At 74.4% G+C, this 16,452-nt stretch carries 12 protein-coding genes and 2 pseudogenes; 6 read left to right on the plus strand and 8 right to left on the minus strand.

Annotated features, from left to right (window positions below):
- Positions 1 to 4 precede the first annotated feature (4 nt).
- Together BM242_RS08605 and BM242_RS29820 are read left to right on the plus strand one after the other, a co-directional pair.
- Complete coding sequence (locus BM242_RS08605) at positions 5 to 1,030, plus strand: DNA polymerase Y family protein (protein ID WP_093838270.1); 1,026 nt, start codon at positions 5 to 7, stop codon at positions 1,028 to 1,030.
- A 332-nt stretch (positions 1,031 to 1,362) separates the two neighbouring features.
- Positions 1,363 to 1,488 (plus strand): annotated as a pseudogene (locus BM242_RS29820) (ATP-binding protein); the annotation flags it as partial.
- 1,576 nt (positions 1,489 to 3,064) lie between these two features.
- Here the strand turns inward: BM242_RS29820 and BM242_RS08620 are convergent.
- Positions 3,065 to 4,093, minus strand: coding sequence for an aldo/keto reductase (locus BM242_RS08620; protein WP_093838099.1), 1,029 nt, complete (start codon positions 4,091 to 4,093; stop codon positions 3,065 to 3,067).
- 147 nt (positions 4,094 to 4,240) lie between these two features.
- Between BM242_RS08620 and BM242_RS08625 the strand changes: the two genes are divergently transcribed.
- Entirely contained in the window at positions 4,241 to 4,894 is a 654-nt protein-coding gene (locus BM242_RS08625) for a TetR/AcrR family transcriptional regulator (RefSeq protein WP_093838271.1), read from the plus strand.
- On the opposite strand, the gene BM242_RS08630 is transcribed toward BM242_RS08625, so the two are convergent.
- Positions 4,863 to 6,089, minus strand: coding sequence for an aminotransferase-like domain-containing protein (locus tag BM242_RS08630; RefSeq protein WP_093838100.1), 1,227 nt, complete (start codon positions 6,087 to 6,089; stop codon positions 4,863 to 4,865). The genes BM242_RS08625 and BM242_RS08630 overlap by 32 nt on opposite strands.
- A gap of 163 nt (positions 6,090 to 6,252) precedes the next feature.
- Between BM242_RS08630 and BM242_RS08635 the strand changes: the two genes are divergently transcribed.
- Positions 6,253 to 7,473, plus strand: coding sequence for an aminotransferase class I/II-fold pyridoxal phosphate-dependent enzyme (locus BM242_RS08635; RefSeq protein WP_093838101.1), 1,221 nt, complete (start codon positions 6,253 to 6,255; stop codon positions 7,471 to 7,473).
- A 114-nt stretch (positions 7,474 to 7,587) separates the two neighbouring features.
- On the opposite strand, the gene BM242_RS08640 is transcribed toward BM242_RS08635, so the two are convergent.
- From BM242_RS08640 to BM242_RS31135, 4 genes and pseudogenes are all read right to left on the minus strand, one after another.
- Entirely contained in the window at positions 7,588 to 8,280 is a 693-nt protein-coding gene (locus tag BM242_RS08640) for a response regulator (RefSeq protein ID WP_093838102.1), read from the minus strand.
- A 198-nt stretch (positions 8,281 to 8,478) separates the two neighbouring features.
- The gene (locus BM242_RS08645; RefSeq protein ID WP_139238293.1) at positions 8,479 to 9,210 is read right to left on the minus strand and encodes a CBS domain-containing protein; all 732 of its coding nucleotides are present in this window, start codon (positions 9,208 to 9,210) and stop codon (positions 8,479 to 8,481) included.
- Positions 9,195 to 9,371: a hypothetical protein gene (locus tag BM242_RS29275; protein ID WP_175541317.1), complete on the minus strand. Its 177-nt coding sequence runs from the start codon at positions 9,369 to 9,371 to the stop codon at positions 9,195 to 9,197. Before BM242_RS29275 ends, BM242_RS08645 begins: the two co-directional genes overlap by 16 nt.
- Positions 9,372 to 9,516: 145 nt before the next feature.
- Positions 9,517 to 9,639 (minus strand): annotated as a pseudogene (locus BM242_RS31135) (acetate--CoA ligase family protein); the annotation flags it as partial.
- A gap of 340 nt (positions 9,640 to 9,979) precedes the next feature.
- Here BM242_RS31135 and BM242_RS08650 point away from each other — a divergent pair.
- Positions 9,980 to 11,758, plus strand: a complete 1,779-nt coding sequence (locus tag BM242_RS08650; protein ID WP_245833917.1) for a sensor histidine kinase — start codon at positions 9,980 to 9,982, stop codon at positions 11,756 to 11,758.
- 33 nt (positions 11,759 to 11,791) lie between these two features.
- Here the strand turns inward: BM242_RS08650 and BM242_RS08655 are convergent, their stop codons facing one another.
- Positions 11,792 to 12,475, minus strand: a complete 684-nt coding sequence (locus BM242_RS08655) for an Rv1733c family protein (RefSeq protein ID WP_093838104.1) — start codon at positions 12,473 to 12,475, stop codon at positions 11,792 to 11,794.
- Between the two features lie 220 nt (positions 12,476 to 12,695).
- Between BM242_RS08655 and BM242_RS08660 the strand changes: the two genes are divergently transcribed.
- Positions 12,696 to 15,503 carry a hypothetical protein gene (locus BM242_RS08660; RefSeq protein WP_093838105.1) on the plus strand — a complete coding sequence of 936 codons (2,808 nt, stop codon included), beginning with the start codon at positions 12,696 to 12,698 and terminating at the stop codon, positions 15,501 to 15,503.
- On the opposite strand, the gene BM242_RS08665 is transcribed toward BM242_RS08660, so the two are convergent.
- The gene (locus tag BM242_RS08665) at positions 15,433 to 16,059 is read right to left on the minus strand and encodes an SRPBCC family protein (protein WP_093838106.1); all 627 of its coding nucleotides are present in this window, start codon (positions 16,057 to 16,059) and stop codon (positions 15,433 to 15,435) included. The two genes, BM242_RS08660 and BM242_RS08665, sit on opposite strands and share 71 nt — an antisense overlap.
- Positions 16,060 to 16,452: the final 393 nt, after the last annotated feature.

Here is a 16,452-nt window from a genome sequence, read left to right on the forward strand (position 1 = left end):
CACCATGACCGGCCCCCGCCTCCCCCACGCTCACCACGTCCCCCATGTCCCCCATGTCCTCTACATCCGCTTCGAGCACAGCACCGAGCAGTCCTACCCCGAACTGCTTCAGGTCCTCCACGAGATCACCCCCGTGGTGCAGCCGCTGCCCTACGACGCCGCCTTCGCCGATGTCCGCGGCAGCCTGCGCTACTTCGGCCATGACGCCGCCGAACTCGCCCGCTGGATAAGGGTGCGCGCCCTGGCCCGCTGCGCCACCGACGCCACCATCGGCGTCGCCGCCAACCCCCTGCTGGCCCGGATGACCGCCCAGGACGGCCCGCCCGGCGCGGTCCGCACCCTGCCCGCCGACCCGGAGGCGGTGGCCGCGTTCCTGGCCGCCAAACCGCCCTCGGCACTGCCCGGCGTCGGCCGGGCCGCCGCCGGCACCCTCGCCCACTACGGCCTGGACACCCTCGCCCGGATCGCCGCCGCACCCCCCGCCACCCTCCAGCGCGTCCTGGGCGCCACCGACGCCCGCCGCATCCGGCAGCTCGCCCGGGGCATCGACCCGCTGCCGGTCACCCCGGGCAGCGTGCCCCGCTCCACCGCCGCCGAACACCGCTTCGACCACGACCAGCTCGACCCGGACGCCCGCCGCCGCGCCCTGCTGGCCCTCGCCGACCGGCTCGGCCACCGGCTGCGCCGCGAGGGCCAGGCCGCCCGCGGGCTCACCCTCACCGTCCGCTACGCCGACCGCAGCATCACCACCCGCAGCCGCACCCTGCCCGCCCCCAGCGCCCACACCCCGGAACTGGCCGGCACCGCCTACGCGATGCACGACGCCCTGGCCCTCCAGCGCGCCCGGGTCCGTTCCCTCGCCCTGCGCGCCACCGGCCTCGCCGACGCCGATCACACCGGCCGCCAGCTCACCCTCGACCCCCGCGACCCGCGCGGCGAACACCGCCACCGCGCCGAACACGCCACCGACCGCATCCGCCGCAAATACGGCCCCCGAGCCGCCGCCCCCGCCGCCACCTTCCCCCACTGAACCCTCCCCCGGAGACCGGCGACGTCCCCCTCCTCGGAACGCGACCGCGCCGACCGGACCCCACGCCCAGCGGTTCCACAGAAACCTGGACCCGGACCCCCGGGACGGGGGGCGAAGCGTGATGAGCGGTCTCACCTTCGGCCTCGCCACACCACCGCGGACGCCGGAGGGGTGCAGGGCCATGGGTGAGATCCGGAACAGCATCGAAGCCGCGCTCCAGACGACCCAGACCCGGCCCATCCCCAGGAGCACCCAGGCCCCGGGTGCGCTACCTGGTGCAGACGGTGGACAAGGGCCGCACGCGGGGGCCGCCGCGCGGCTGGGCTGCTCGCTTCGGCGGATGGACCAAGACCTTCACCGACCCCCGCCTCTGCGCAGCCCTCGTCGACCGCCTCACCTTCGGCGGCAACATCATTGAAACCGGCACCGACTCCGACCGCCTCGCCACCACCCGAGCCGAGCTGAGCAACCGGCTCCTGGCTGAGCAGCGAGAGACCACCCGACCCTCAGTCCTCCATGAATCGCCGGCGCCAATACCCCCAAGCGCTGAAAGGGGCAGCCAGCATGAGGTGAGAACTGAGGGGAACGACTCTGCGGTCGAACTCGGCGTCCAACCTGGCAACGAGCCTGCCGAGGTCTTTCCGAGCACCGCGGGGCAGCCACAGCAGCACGTCCTCAAGTCGGTCTCGCGCCACCACAGGGTCACAGCAGTCGCAGCCGATCACCGGATCCGGCAGAACGCGCCCTGGTTGCCCCAGATACCACCGGCATTCGGCCAGCGCTGCAGCCACTGCCCCAGGCCACAAACGCTCTTCTTCCAGCTTCCGGATCGCTACGCGAGTCGCTGCGGACACACCGCGGATTCGACGAACCGGGACCCCTCTACTGGGCCGCCAACGCTCTGCGCGCAGCCCCTTCGGACGCCTACGCGGCATCGACCTTTCGGATCGACATACCGTCATCTTGCCATGAGCCGTACTGCCCCAGCACGCGATCACGGCAAGCCCGCTCCGCTTTGAGCGCTCCTGCTTCTCACCAACATCGCTGCGCTCTCCGGACCATGACTGACCCCGGAATCCACCAACATATGCTCTCACTTTCGACCTACGCAGCCAGATAAGCGCTGACGGCAGCGGCGGGGAACGTACTGACCGGCCGCCGGCGTCCGCGGACATGCCCCGGTCGGCGTTACCTTTTGGTAGCTGGCGGCGCCTCTATGGGTGCTGACTGAATTGCTGCGGCAGAGGGAGGAGGAGCCATGGGCTTGAAGGGTCGGAACGTCACGGTGGCTGTCGGGGCGCACCGCGCGCCGCCACAGGCCGTGGCGGGACCGCGCCCGTGTCCGCGTCGCTCTGCGGAAATCCCGGGTACAGGGAGCCGGCCGCTTCCGGATGAGCGGTGCGTTGCAGGGGCGTGGTCGTAGGGCCGGGGGGTTCTATGGACTGAACTTTTCGATACTGCTCGGATCGTTCTGGTGAAGCAGATCAGGGAGTACGGATGAAGGCCCATCATCTTGCCGAGGCGGTCAGGGAACCGCTGCCGGCCCCAGCGGTTCTGGCCATAGCAATTCTTATCCCCTGCTGAGTATCTTTACTATTGCCAACGTTCGAGACGTCCCGCGACGGCTGCATGTCTAGTTCTTCGGACCGGACCGGACCGCGACAGGGGCTGGCTTGGTTTTCTGCAGTCTTTTTCCTTCGAACGCTTGTTGGCGTCGTTGATGGCGCTGGCCGGCCTGGCTGTGGGGGTGCGGGCCGTGCTCGTTCTTGCGGGAGTGATCGGGCAGTGACTCGGCATTCGCTTGTGGTGCTGCCCGCTCTCCGGAGAGAGGTCCGTCGTGAGGGGCGAGTTGATCAATCGGGACGGTCTGTGTGGTTCCGGGTCTTCGGGCCGCTGGCGGCCGGTGTGGTTGCGGTCCGGAGGTGGTACCGGGGCGGATCGCTGGATCCGGGGCGGCTGTTCGACGGGCCGTAGGTGCCGGGGCGGGGCCTGGGGGGCGGCCTGCCCGTCCGGGGGCGGGCAGGCCGCCGTCCGTCAGGCGGCGGGGCGGTCGGGGGCCGGGCGGCGGCGGAGGGCCGGGTGCTGGAGGGCGGGCGGTCGGTGGGCGGTGTCGAGCGGGCCGGCGTCGGTGCCGGGCGGCACGATCGCGTCGATCTCGTCGAGGATGTCGTCGGTGAGGGTGGTCCCGGCGCCCGCGAGCAGGTCGTCGAGGTGGGCCATGGTGCGGGGGCCGATGATCGCGGAGGTGACGCCGGGGTGGGCGACGGCGAAGGCCATGGCCAGGTGGGTCAGCGGTATCCTGGCCTTGTCGGCGAGGGGGATGAGCCGTTCGACGGCGTCGAGCCGGCGTTCGTCGGTCATGTGGGCGAAGCCGTAGCCGGCCCGGTGGCTGTCGGTCGGGCGGCCCTTGCGGTAGCGGCCGGTGAGCATGCCTCCGGCGAGCGGGCTCCACACCAGGGTGCCCATGCCGTACCGCTCGCAGACGGGCAGGACCTCCCGCTCGATCCCGCGGTCGAGGATCGAGTACGGCGGCTGCTCGGTGCGGAACCGTGCCAGGCCGCGCCGCTCGGCGACCCACTGCGCTTCCACGATCTCGGAGGCGGGGAAGGTGGAGCTGCCGATGGCCCGGACCTTGCCGGCGCGCATCAGGTCCGTGAGGGCGGAGAGCGTCTCCTCCACATCGGTGTCGGGCGCGGGCCGGTGGATCTGGAAAAGGTCGACATGGTCGGTGCCCAGCCGGCGCAGGGAGTCCTCCAGGGCGCGGACCAGCCAGCGCCGGGAGTTGCCCTGCTGGTTGGGGTCCTCGCCCATCGGGAGGTGTGCCTTGGTGGCCAGCACGACGGTGTCCCGGCGGCCCTTGAGCGCCTTGCCGACGATCTCCTCGGACTCGCCGCGCGAGTAGGCGTCGGCGGTGTCGATGAAGTTGATGCCGGCGTCCAGCGCCCGGTGGATGATGCGGACGGAGTCGTCGTGGTCGGGGTTGCCGATGGCGCCGAACATCATCGCGCCCAGGCAGTACGGGCTGACTTTGATTCCGGTCCGGCCCAGCGTGCGGTACTTCATGGTTCTCCTCGTGCGTGCGTGGGTTGGGCGTACCCGCTGCGGCGCGCTACGCTCGGGTAGGCGGAACGATGTTCCGGCTAGACGATACGGAACAGTGTTCCGCTTAGCAAGCCGGCGGCAAGGAGTGCTCCCGTGACCGACAGCCCGATGAAGGAGGAGCGGCCCCCGCGGCCGGTCCGTGCCGACGCCCGGCGCAGCATCGACACCCTGCTCGCCGCCGCCGCCGAGGTGTTCGCCGCGTCCGGCGTGGACGCCCCGGTGCGGGAGATCACCGCCCGGGCCGGTGTCGGGGCGGGCACCCTCTACCGGCACTTCCCGCAGCGCTCGGATCTGATCGCCGCCGTCTTCCGCCGCGAGGTCGACGCCTGCGCCGCCGCCGCGCCCGCGCTCGCGGACCGCTACGAGCCGGTGGAGGCGCTCGCCCGGTGGCTGCGGCGCTTCGCGGCCTTCATCGGCACAAAACGCGGCCTGAGCGCCGCCCTGCACTCGGGTGATCCGGCCTACGACAGCCTGCCCGGCTACTTCCAGCGGCGCTTCGAGCCCGTGCTGGGCGGGCTTCTGGAGGCCGCGGCACGGGCCGGGCACATCCGCGCCGATGCCGACCCCGACGATCTGCTGCGGGCCGTGGCCAACCTGACCCTGCCCGTCCAGCGGGACGACGGCCATACGGAGCGCATGATCGCCCTGCTCATCGACGGCCTGCGCTACGGCGCCCCGGGCGACGGGCCCGACCGCGGGGCCGGACCGACGGGCCGAACGGGCGGGCCGGCTAGCGCTGCCAGGACGCGGCGAGGCGGGTGAGTCCTTCGCCGATCTCCGGCGGGGTGTGGGTGGTGAAGGACATGCGCAGCGCCCTGGGGTCCGGGGAGTCGGCGAAGAAGGGGGTGCCGGGGACATAGGCCACGTCATGGGCGACGGCCCGGCGCAGCAGGGCGGTCGCGTCGTGGCCCTCCGGGAGGCGGGCCCAGACGAACATGCCGCCGTCGGGGCGGTTCCAGGTGCTGCCGGGCGGCAGGGCGCCGGGCAGGCCGCCCAGGAGCGCGTCGCGGCGGGCGCGGTAGGCGGAGCGGAGCCGGGCGAGATGCGCGTCCAGGTCGTTGTCCGTGAGATAGCGGGCGGCGGCGGCCTGGTCGACGGTGGAGCAGTGCAGGTCGGCGGCCTGCTTGGCGATCACACAGGCACGCAGCAGCGGGGCCGGGGCGCGCAGCCAGCCCAGCCGCAGGCCGGGGGCCATGATCTTGGAGAAGCTGCCGAGCAGGGCGGTGCGGTCGGCGGCGGCGTCGTAGCAGGAGATCCATGGCTCGGGGGCGCCGCCGAACCGCAGTTCGCCGTACGGGTCGTCCTCGGCGATCCACAGGCCGTGCCGTTGCGCGATGTCCGCCACGGCCCGCCGGCGGCCGGACGGGAGGGTACGGCCGGTGGGGTTCTGGAAGGTGGGGACGAGATAGAGCAGCTTGGGGCGTTCCCGGGCCACCGCCTCGGCCAGGGCGTCCGGGTCGATGCCGTGGTCGTCGGTGGGGACCGGGACGACCCGGGCGCCCGCGAAGCCGAAGCACTGCAGCGCCGCCAGATAGGTGGGGTTCTCGACCAGCACCGCGTCCCCGGGTTCCAGCAGTGCCGTGGCGATCAGCGTCAGGGCCTGCTGGGAGCCGGCGGTGACCAGCAGCTCCTCCGGGCCGGTCGGCAGCCCGCCGGCGGCGAGCCGGGCGGCCACGGCGGTCCGCAGCGCCGGGTCCCCCTCGGTGACCGAGTACTGGAGCACCCGCCGCGGGTCCTCGGCCAGCACCCGGTCGTAGGCGGCGCGCATGCCGGCGGAGTCGAAGAGTTCCGGGGCGGGCAGCCCGCCCGCGAAGGAGATCACCTCGGGCCGTGCGGTGAGCGCGAGGATCTCCCGTACGGGGGACGCGCCGACGGAGGAGCAGCGGGAGGCAACGGCGGGAGCAGGGGCGGAAACGGAGGCGGGGACGGAGGCGGAGGCGTCGGCGCGTATCGGCATGCCCGCAGCCTAGTGAAAAAGGTGTGATCTCAACGTAGTTTCCGGACCGCGACCCCCGTCCGTGCACCGGGAACCCGGCGTGTCGGCCCGCCGCGGCGGGCCCGGGCCGGGAATCCTGACGGCACGGCGCGGGGTCGCGCAAGGCGCGCGGGGGAGTCAACGGATGGATCTTTTCGAAAGGTTGGCGGGAGCCTATGACGAGGCGCACCGGCTGAAGGACGCCGGGCGGTATCCGTACTTCCCGGAGCTGGCGGCCGGGCCCGGCGGGGACGGCAGCACGGCGCGGTACGGCGGCCGGGAGCTGATCATGTGCGGATCGAACAACTACCTCGGCCTGACCGGTGATCCGCGGGTGGTCGCGGCGGCGCGTGCGGCCCTGGCGGAATACGGCACCTCCTGCACGGGATCGCGGCTGCTCAACGGCAATCTGGCACTGCACGGGGAGCTGGAGGCCGAACTGGCCGCCTTCTGCGGGAAACCGGCGGCGCTGGTGTTCCCGACCGGCTACCAGACCAATCTCGGCGTGCTCTCCGGACTGCTGACCCCGCGCGACCAGGTGGTGATCGACGAGGAGGTGCACGCCTCGGTCATCGACGGCTGCCGGCTGAGCGGCGCCCGGATGCGGCGCTTCCGCCACAACGACGCGGGCCATCTGCGTCAGCTGCTGGCCGGGCTGCCCGGGCTGCCGGAGGAGGCGGGGCGCCTGGTGGTCGTCGACGGGGTCTACTCGATGGGCGGGGACCTGTGCGAACTGCCGGCCGTCGCCCGGGCGTGCCGGGAGCACGGCGCCCGGCTGCTGGTGGACGACGCGCACGGGCTGGGGGTGCTGGGCGAGGGCGGCCGGGGCACGGCCGCGCACTTCGGGCCCGCGGTGGCGGCGCAGGCGGATCTGATCACGGTGACGTTCAGCAAATCGCTCGCCTCGACGGGCGGGGCGGTGCTGGGCGGCACGGAGGTGATCCACTGGCTGCGGCATGTCTCGCGGGCCCTGATCTTCAGCGCGGGCCCGGCCCCGGCGGCCACCGCCGCCGCGCTGGCCGCGCTGCGGGTGCTGCGCGCCGAGCCGGAGCGGGCCGCCCGGGCCCGGGAGAACGCCGCCCGCGTCCGCCGCGAACTGGCCGGGCTGGGGGTGGACTGCGGAACGGGCCCGGCCCCCATCGTGCCGCTGCACACTCCGGATGTGCCGCGGACCATCGACGTCTGGAACCGGCTGCTGGAGCGCGGGGTGTATCTGAATCCGGTGGTGCCGCCGGCCGCCTCGCCGCGGCTGCGCGCCAGCTTTCTCGCCACCCACACCGGTGAGCAGGTGGCGCGGGCGGTGGAGGCGCTCGCCCCGGAGGCGCCGCTGCTGCGCGGATGCGCACGGCGCCGGCCCCGGGGGTGAATGCCCCCGGTGCCCCGCCGGACCGGCGGTCCGTGGCTGCACGGTGTCCGGGTGGCGGGAACGGCCGCCGGAAAGCCGCGGGGGCGGGGCGGCGGCCGGGCCGGCGGGGGCCGGTCAGGCCCCCTCGCGCTCCCGGATGCGCTCGGCGATGACGGCGGCCTGCACCCGGCGGCCCACGCCCAGCTTGGACAGGATCGAGGAGATGCGGTTCTTCACCGTCTTCTCCGCCAGATACAGCCGCTCCGCGATCTGCCGGTTGGTCAGGCCCTCGCCGATCAGCTCCAGGATCTCCCGCTCGCGCGGCGACAGCCGGGCCAGCTCCTGCGGGGTGTCCGGCTCCTGCGGGCCGCGCAGACGGGCCATCACCCGGGTCGCGGCGCCCGGGTCGAGCATGGACTGCCCGCCCGCCACCGTGCGGATCGCCTTGATCAGGTCCGACCCCTTGATCTGCTTCAGCACATAGCCGGCGGCGCCGGCCATGATCGCGTCGAACAGCGCCTCGTCGTCGTCGAAGGAGGTCAGCATCAGGCAGGCGAGCTCGGGCATCCGGGCCCGCAGTTCGCGGCAGACCTCGATGCCCTCCTGGTCACCGCCCTCGTCCGAGCCGAGGCGGACGTCCAGCACGGCGACATCGGGCCGGAGCGCCGGTACCCGGGCCAGCGCCTGCCGGGCGTCGCCGGCCTCCCCGACCACCGTCAGGTCGGGCTCGTCCTCCAGCAGGTCGCGCAGCCCCCGGCGGACCACCTCGTGGTCGTCGAGGAGGAAGACCCGGATGGGGGTCTCGGGGGAAGGGGTCGGGGCAGTCATGGGTGCATCCTCCCGCACGACGCGCGGCAGCGGGCAGGGCCGTTCGGCCCCGCCCGCCCGCCCGCCCGTCGGCGCGGGCGAAGCGGGGCGGGGCGGAGGGCCGGGAGCCGTGCGACGGCCGTGCCGGGGCAGCGGCCTCCGCACCCGCACCGCCCGCCCGGCAGCGCCCCGCTTTCCGCGTTCCGCCGGGCCCGCGGGTCACCGCCGCCGGAGCCACTCCTCGGCGATGCCGTGCATGGCGCGTTCGCCGGGCGGAAGCCCGGAGTCGTCCTCCTCCCAGGCCAGCTCGTCCACGACCGAGACCACCCCGTCCACCCGGCCGGTCAGCCGTACCGCGATGCCGGCCTCGCTGCGCCGGGACACGGTGCCGTTCAGGGTGACCACCCCGTCGTCCACCTCGACCCGCAGGCTGTCCGGCGGCAGCCACAGGGTGCGCACCAGTACCTCCTGGACGACCTCGTCCCGGATCTCGCCGTCCGGGCGCAGGAACACCCGGAGCAGGTCGCTGCGCGAGACGATGCCCGCCAGCCGGCCCTCCTCGTCGATCACCGGCAGCCGCTCCACACCGCCCGCCGCCATCACGCGGGCGGCCTCGGCGATGCTCTGCCGGGCATGGACGGTGATCGCCGGCGAGGTCATCAGCTCTCCGGCGGTGCGGGCCCCGGCCTTCTGCCGGGCGATCCGTTCCCGGCGGGCGCCGGGCGCCAGCCGGGTCTGCCACCAGGACGGCGGCTCGGTGCCCTGCGCGGCCTGACGGAGGGTGAGGTCGGTCTTGGACAGGACGCCGAGAACCCGGTCGTCGTCGTCCACGACGGGCAGCCCGCTGATGCCGTTGCGCGCCAGCAGGGCCGCGGCCTGCTTGACCGGGGTGTCCGCCTCGACGGTGACCACGTCCCGGTTCATGATCTGGCCGATCACGCGGTGGTGCATGGCTGGTTCCTTGGGGTGAGTGGGCCAATGGGGCCCGGGTCGAAGCCGGCCACGGCCAGCGGCGGGCGGGCCCCGGGCGGGGAAGCGGCGGGCTGTGCGGCGGGGGCGGGAACGGCGCCGGGGGCGTCGCCGCCGGCCGGCCGGAACGGTGCCTGTGTCATCGGTTGCCTCCTGGGCCGGTTCGGTGCGGGGGCCGTCGGCGGGGATGTCCCCGGCCGGCGCGGGCTGAGCTGCGGCGGTGGCCGGGTGGCCGCGCAGCCGGCGCAGACAGGGCGCCGGGGCGGTCCGCGGCAGCAGCCGGATCCGCACATCGAGCGGGGTCGCCGCCTCGGGCCTGGCCAGCACCGGGTTCAGCTCGGCCTCGGTCACCTGCGGCAGATCGCAGGCCATCCGGGACAGCCGGTGCAGCAGCCGCTCCAGCCCCGGGATGTACGCCGCCCGGCCGGTGTCCGGGCGGCAGTTCGGGTGCCGGCGTCGTCGTCATCGGGAGCTCCCTGCACGGTCTGTGTGTTCTGTGTGGTCCGCGCGGTCCGCGGGCGGGCGGTGCCGGTGTCCCGGCGGCCGGCCGGCGGATACGGACCGCTGATGCCGCCTCCAGCGTCCGGCGCGGCGCCCGCGGCCCACAGGGGCCGGATGGTCCCTGGGGCCTGGGCGGGGCGGCCCTCCTTTCCGGGCCGCGGCCGGGGCCGCCTGTGCCCAGCGCCTCCTGCCCAGCCGGGACTGTTCGTTACGCTGCTCGGGCCAGGGGAGCAGCACAGTTGGAGGAGCCATGGCCGAGGCCGCCGACCAGGACCACGGAGCGGAGCACGGCGCCCAGCGGCCGGCGGCGCTGCCGCAGCTCCGGCTGGACCAGTTGCTGGACGAACTCCAGCTCCGGCTGGACGCCGCCCGCCACACCCAGAACCGCATGCACAGCCTGCTGGAGGCGGTGCTCAGCGTCGGCCGCGAGCTGGAGCTGGACCAGGTGCTGCGCCGCATCGTGGAGGCCGCCACCACCCTGACCGACGCCCGCTACGGCGCGCTCGGGGTGATCGGCGAGAACAACCGGATCGCCACATTCCTCACCGTCGGCATCTCCGACGAGCTGGCCCGCGAGATCGGCCCCTATCCCTCCGGGCACGGCATTCTCGGCGAGCTGATCCGCCATCCGCACCCGCTGCGCCTGCCCGACCTGGGCAGGCATCCGGCCAGCTACGGCTTCCCCGCGCACCATCCGCCGATGCACACCTTCGTGGGCGTGCCCATCCGGGTGCGCGACGAGGTGTTCGGCAACCTCTACCTGACCGAGAAGCGCGGCGGCGCCGAGTTCGACGCCGACGACGAGGCGGTGCTCACCACCCTGTCGGTGGCGGCCGGCGTGGCCATCGACAACGCCCGCCTGTACCGGGAGAGCCGGCGCCGCGAGCAGTGGCTGGAGGCCATCGGCGAGATCGTGCGGACACTGCTCTCCGGCGCGTCCGCGGCCGATGTGCTGGGCCTGATCGCCCGCCGGGCCATGGAGGTCGCCGAGGCGGACTCGGCCTGTGTGCTGCTGCCCACCGCCGACGGCTCCGCGCTGCGGGTGGAGGTGGCCGAGGGCACGGACGCCCGGATGCTGTCCGGGCTGCGGGTCCCGATGGACGACGCGCTGGCCGGCGCCGCGGCCCGTACCGGCGAGCCCGGGGTCACCGTGGACATCCGCTCCGATCCCGGCGCCTACGGCTTCCGCGGCCTGTCGGAGCCGCAGGGACCGGTGGTGGCCGTGCCGCTGCTCTCCCCGCACGAGGCGGCGCGCGGCGCGCTGCGGCTGGCCCGCCGGGCCGAGCGGCCGGGCTTCGACCACATCGAGGTGGGCCTGCTGTCCGGCTTCGCCGCGCAGGCCGCGCTGGCGCTGGAAGTGGCCCGGCACCGCACCGAGTCGGAGCAGATCAAGCTGCTCCAGGACCGTGACCGGATCGCCCGCGACCTGCACGACCTGGCGATTCAGCGGCTGTTCGCCACCGGCATGACACTGCAGAGCGCCGGCCGGCTGATCGACCGCCCGGAGGCGGCCGACCGGGTCAGCCGGGCGGTGGACGACCTGGACGAGACCATCAAGATCATCCGTTCGACGATCTTCGCGCTGCGCACCTCCGGCGACAGCGCCGGCGAGCGCGGTCTGCGCCGCCGGCTGACCAAGGTGGTGAGTTCCGCCTCCGAGGTGCTCGGCTTCGCCCCCTCGCTGCGCATGGAGGGGCCGGTGGACACCGATGTCACCGAGGAGATCGCCGACCATGTGGAGGCGGTGACCGCCGAGGCGCTGAGCAATGTGGCCCGGCACGCGCACGCGCGGCGCGCCGATGTCGTCCTGACCGTGGCCACCGAGGTGGAGCTGACGGTGACCGACGACGGGGTGGGCGTGGGCAAGCCGGCACGCACCGGCGGGCTGTCCAACATGCGCTCGCGCGCCGAGCAGCTCGGCGGCGGCTTCGAGGTGGGCCCGGCCGGCGAGGAGAACGGCGAACCGACGGGCTCCCGTCTCCTCTGGCGGGTCCCGCTCCCCGAGCACGCGGAGCAGCCCGGGGACTGAGCCGGTGCCCCGGCCCGGGGACGGCGGGCGGGCTCAGCGCTCGGGGCCGCTGGGGCCGGTCTGCCAGTGCGAGCCCACGCTGGCCCACTCGAACTCCCACTCCAGTTCGCGCCGCCGGTTGAGCGCGGCCAGTGCCGCGTGCCGCGCCAGCAGCACCGCCAGCGCCCAGCAGCCCGCCACGAAGGCCGCGGCGATCAGCGCCTGCACCGCGGTCTCGGTGGGGGTGGGCGGCTCCTCGACCAGCCGGCCGCTGTCGTCGGTCCAGACCGTGATCTCGCTGCCCGCCGCCGCGTCCGCCGGTACCAGCGTCTCCTGGCTTCGGGTGCCGCCCTCCGGCGCGGTCCACTCGATCACCGCGATGCCGTCCGTCCGCGGCGCGTCCCCGGTGTCCGGGCGGTCCGCGCCGCCGTCGGTACCGCTGTCCCCGGCGTCGTCCTGCTGCTCCGGGCCCGGCTGCACCTCGGCGGTCACCTGGTGCCGCTCGTAGCGCAGGGCGGTGAGGTCCTGGTGCACCGCGAGCCCGGTCAGCGCGCCGGACACGGCCACACCCAGCACCAGCGAGACGGTCAGGCCCAGCCGCAGCCATGCCTCCAGCAGATCGCTGCGGCGCCGCAGCGGATTCCGCCGCCAGCGCCAGAACGTGCGTCTGCGCACCCGGGGCGTCCCGTTCTCCGCAGGTCCGGCGTTGCCGGCGTTGCCGGCGTTCCTGGCACTCATGACCGCTCCCCAGACTGCCCGGCTCTCCTCGGAAGCCGGACGCTTGCCGTCAGCGTCCGCCTCCGGGTACCCAGCCCGGCAGGGGCCACAAGTCCCGTCCCGGGCCCGGCCGGCCCCGCCCGCCGGGACGCGGCAGAACCGGAGGTGTGCACTCGGAACTGCGCAGCCCGTCGCCGCGTCCCCTCCGGCACAGCCCTGTCCCGGACCGCTTGGAGGGCCGGTGAGCGACACCCCGCCGGAGCAGCAGGCCCGGCCGCCCGGGCGGCTCCGGATGAGCCGCCGGGAGGAAGAGACCTACCGCGCCTCGGTGAAGACGTGCCTGGCCGCGCCGCACATCGCCCGGCGGCTGGAGAAGCGGCCGGGGGTGACGGCCGCGGCGGTGCGCGAGGCCATGCGGACCGCGGCCAACACCGAACGGGCGCTGGCCCCCTGCGCGGACACCCAGCGGCTGTACCGTGCGGCCCGGCGCCGGCTGAGGGCCATGCTCCGGCTCAGGAGCCGCCGGCTGGCGGCCGGGGTCTGGGACCGCTGGCTCTCGGCGCTGCTGCTGCTGGCCGTGGCGGCGGTGCTGTCGGCCGTCTTCGGCGCGGGCCTGTTACAGCGCCTGGCGCTGCTGCCGCCGGCCGTGGCGGCGGCCGGTGCGGTCGGATGGCGGCCCGCCTCCCGGGCCCGGGTGGGCAATCTGGTGGCGGCCCTGGCGTTCACGGTGCGGGCGTCGGCCGCGCAGACCGAACAGGCGGCGCTGGCCAAGAAGTGGGCGCGGGAGCTGGAGAAGTCCGGCACCGGCCCCATGGTCGAGCGGGTGGTGCAGGCACTGCTCGGCGACGACCCGGACTCCCTGCTGCTGCCCGACAGCTATGAAGGGCTGCGCTCGCCCCGCGGTCCGGCCTATGTGGTCAGCAGTCAGGCGTCGCGCCGGCTCCGGCGCAAGATCGAGCAGATCGAGGGCGGCACCATCGCCGTGTGCGGTCCGCGCGGCGCCGGCAAGACCACGCTGCTGGAGGACTGCGCGCGGGAGGCGGACTTCTCGGTGGTGGCGCAGGCACCGGCCAGCTACACCCCGCACGAGTTCGTGATCTCGCTCTTCGTCCGGCTGTGCGCGGGCTATCTCCGCAAGGAGGGGCACGCGGTGCCCGACATCGCCCGGCTGCCGGCCTGGCGGCGGCTGCTGATCCGGGTGCGGCGCCCGCTGCGGCGCCGGGCACGGGCGCTGCTGTTCGCCGTGCCGGCGGCGGGGCTGGTCCTGCTCGGCACCTATGCGGCGGCCCGGTCGCTGGTGCTCGGTCTGCGTACCGATGTGGAGTCCCGCACCGCGCAGGCGCTGGACTGGACCTCGGAGTGGCTGACCCGCACCTGGGAGGGCGGCAGCGCCGGGGCGGCGCTGCTCGTCACCCTGGCCGGACTGGCGGTCTGGTTCGCGGGCGGCTTCGCCGAGGCGGTGCGCGGCGTGGTGCTGCTGGCCCGCGCGGTGACCGCCCTGCTGGGTGTGGCCCTGATGGCGGTGGCGGTGGTCACCGTCGTCCTCGATCCGGAGATCCGGCACCACGCGGCCCGGGCCGGCAGCACGGTGGAGGTGGCCGGCTTCGTCCTGGTCCTCGTCGCCTGGAGCGTCGCGGTGGCCTGGCTGGCCCGGGTGCGGCGCCGGGACGGCACGCTGAAGGCCGTTGTGCGGCGCCTGAACGCCCTCATGGACGATGACGACGCCGTCATGATTCTGGTGGTGCTGGTGGTGGTGTCGGCTGTCGCCGGGGTCGGCAGCGAGCCGGCCCGGGCGGCGCTGGCCGACCCGGAGAATCCGCTCCGGCTGATGGCCCTGGTCCTGGGCGCGGTGCTGATCCGGCTGAGCGTGTGGCGGCCGTCGCCCGCGGAGCCGGAGCTGGTCACCGAGTGCCGCGCCATGATCTACCGGCTGAAGACGGTGCAGAGCCGCACCACGACACTGGGCGGAGCCGCGCCGCAGCTGCTTGGCCTGTCCGCGTCCGAGGCGGCGTCCTTCTCCACGGTGCCGCCGGCCTATCCGGAGGTGGTCGCCGACTTCCGTGATCTGCTCACCCGGATCGCGGAGGACCTGCACCACCGGGGCCGGCGGGTGCTGATCGCCATCGACGAGGTGGACCGGCTGGGCAGCTCCGCCCAGGCGCTGGCGTTCCTCGGCGAGATCAAGGCGATCCTCGGCGTGCCCCGGGTGCACTACCTGATCTCGGTCGCCGAGGACGTGGGGGCCGCCTTCGTGCGCCGGGGCCTGCCGCACCGGGATGTCACCGACAGCTCCCTGGACGATGTCGCCCATGTGTACCCCTGCCGGCTGGGCGAGTCCAAGGAGGTGCTGGCCAAGCGCGCCCCCGGGCTGTCCGAGCCCTATGTGCTGCTGGCACACACCCTCTCCGGCGGCCTGCCCCGGGACCTGATCCGCTACAGCCGCCGGATGCTGGAGATGCAGGACCGGACCAAGTCCGTCGAGCTCACCGACATCGCCCGGCAGCTGATCACCGAAGAACTGTTCGAGACCCTCTCCGGCTTCCGCACCCTGCTGGGCAACGAGCGGTGGAGCCGGGAGAACAGCGCGGTGCTGCTCTCCCTGCGCAACCTCACGGCGCTGCTGGGGGCACCGGCCGGTGCCGGCACGGTCTCCGACGTGCGCCGGGCCCTGGGGGACTTCGCCCTGCGGACGGCACCGGCGCAGTCCGGCTCCGAGACCGCCTCGGCGCTGCTGGACGAGGCCTCCGCCTACACCTATTTCTCGCTCACCCTGCTGGAGATCTTCGGCCTGCCGGGGTTCGACCGCCGCCGCGCCGCGGCCGGGTACCGGGACGGTTTCCAGCTGCTGGCGGAGGCACGCGGGGAACTCGCGGTGTCCCCGCACAGCACCCGGCCGCTGATCGACGAGGTGCGCGGGGCCTGGGGGCTGCCCGTCCGGCCGGCGCAGGGTGCCGCGCCGCCCGCCCCGCGGCCGGGGGTCAGCCGTGGGCGGCAGGCAGACGGAAACGGCGCCGGGGAAGCGGCGGGAAGCGGCGGGGCTGCCGGGTGATCCGCCCGTCCGCGGGCTCCAGCCCGATGTCGGCGGAGTCGGTGCTGCCGGTCAGCAGCTCGTACAGGCGCTGGACATCGTCCGGCAGGTCCCGCCGCCAGGCCATCGTCACCACGGGCCAGAACAGCAGCAGGCCCCCGGTCAGCCAGGAGGTCACCTGCACCTCCACCCGGCAGCCGGTCCGGTGCGGCCCGAGGCGGAAGTCGTAGCGCGGTACCTGGGTGCCCAGCGGGGTCCACATCCGCTGCCCCAGGAAGCCGACCCGCTCGCAGGGCCGGCACACGCAGCGCTCCAGCCGGTGGTGGCGGTGGCGGCCGGGAAACCGGTACAGCCAGATGTCGCCGGGGTCCGGATCCGCGGCGGCGGCGTCGGTGCACGCGCGGTCGGCGGCGCCGCTCCCGTGGTCCCGGTCCCCGCCCGGTGCGCACGGCACCGGCGGCGGCAGCACCTCCAGGACGCCGGAGTGCCAGCGGGGCAGATTGCGCGCGTCGGCGAGGAAGGAGAACACCTCCTCGGCCGGCAACGGCATGGTCACATGGACCCGCACCTGAGGCATGCGGCACCTCCCTAGGGCCCGGACCCGCGTCGGCCGGGCCGGGCTGCCCGCTCCCCGAACCGGGTGTTTACCTCGTCGGGTGGTGTACCTCGTCGTGACCTCCACACTGGGCCCCGGCGCGCCCGCTGTCCTGCCGTGCTGGGCCGTTCGGGCGACGGCGCGACCCGAACGGGCGGGCTAGGGGCGGCTGAACGTGCGAGGCCCGGGCCGGAAACGGCGGCGGCCGGGGCGGGCCGTGGCCGCTCCCGTGCGGTTGCCGGATCTTCTCCGCACCCCCGGCCGCGGCCGAACGGGTGTTCCCCGGTGGCCTGCTTCCTCCCGCCGGCCGGCCGCCGGCCGGGCAATCCCCGGGAGTCCTCTGCGACCGGTGTCAACTTCCGGGCCGCGAACGTA

Origin of the sequence: Streptomyces aidingensis, assembly GCF_900112355.1 — a bacterium.
GTDB classification, from domain to species: Bacteria; Actinomycetota; Actinomycetes; order Streptomycetales; family Streptomycetaceae; genus Streptomyces; species Streptomyces aidingensis.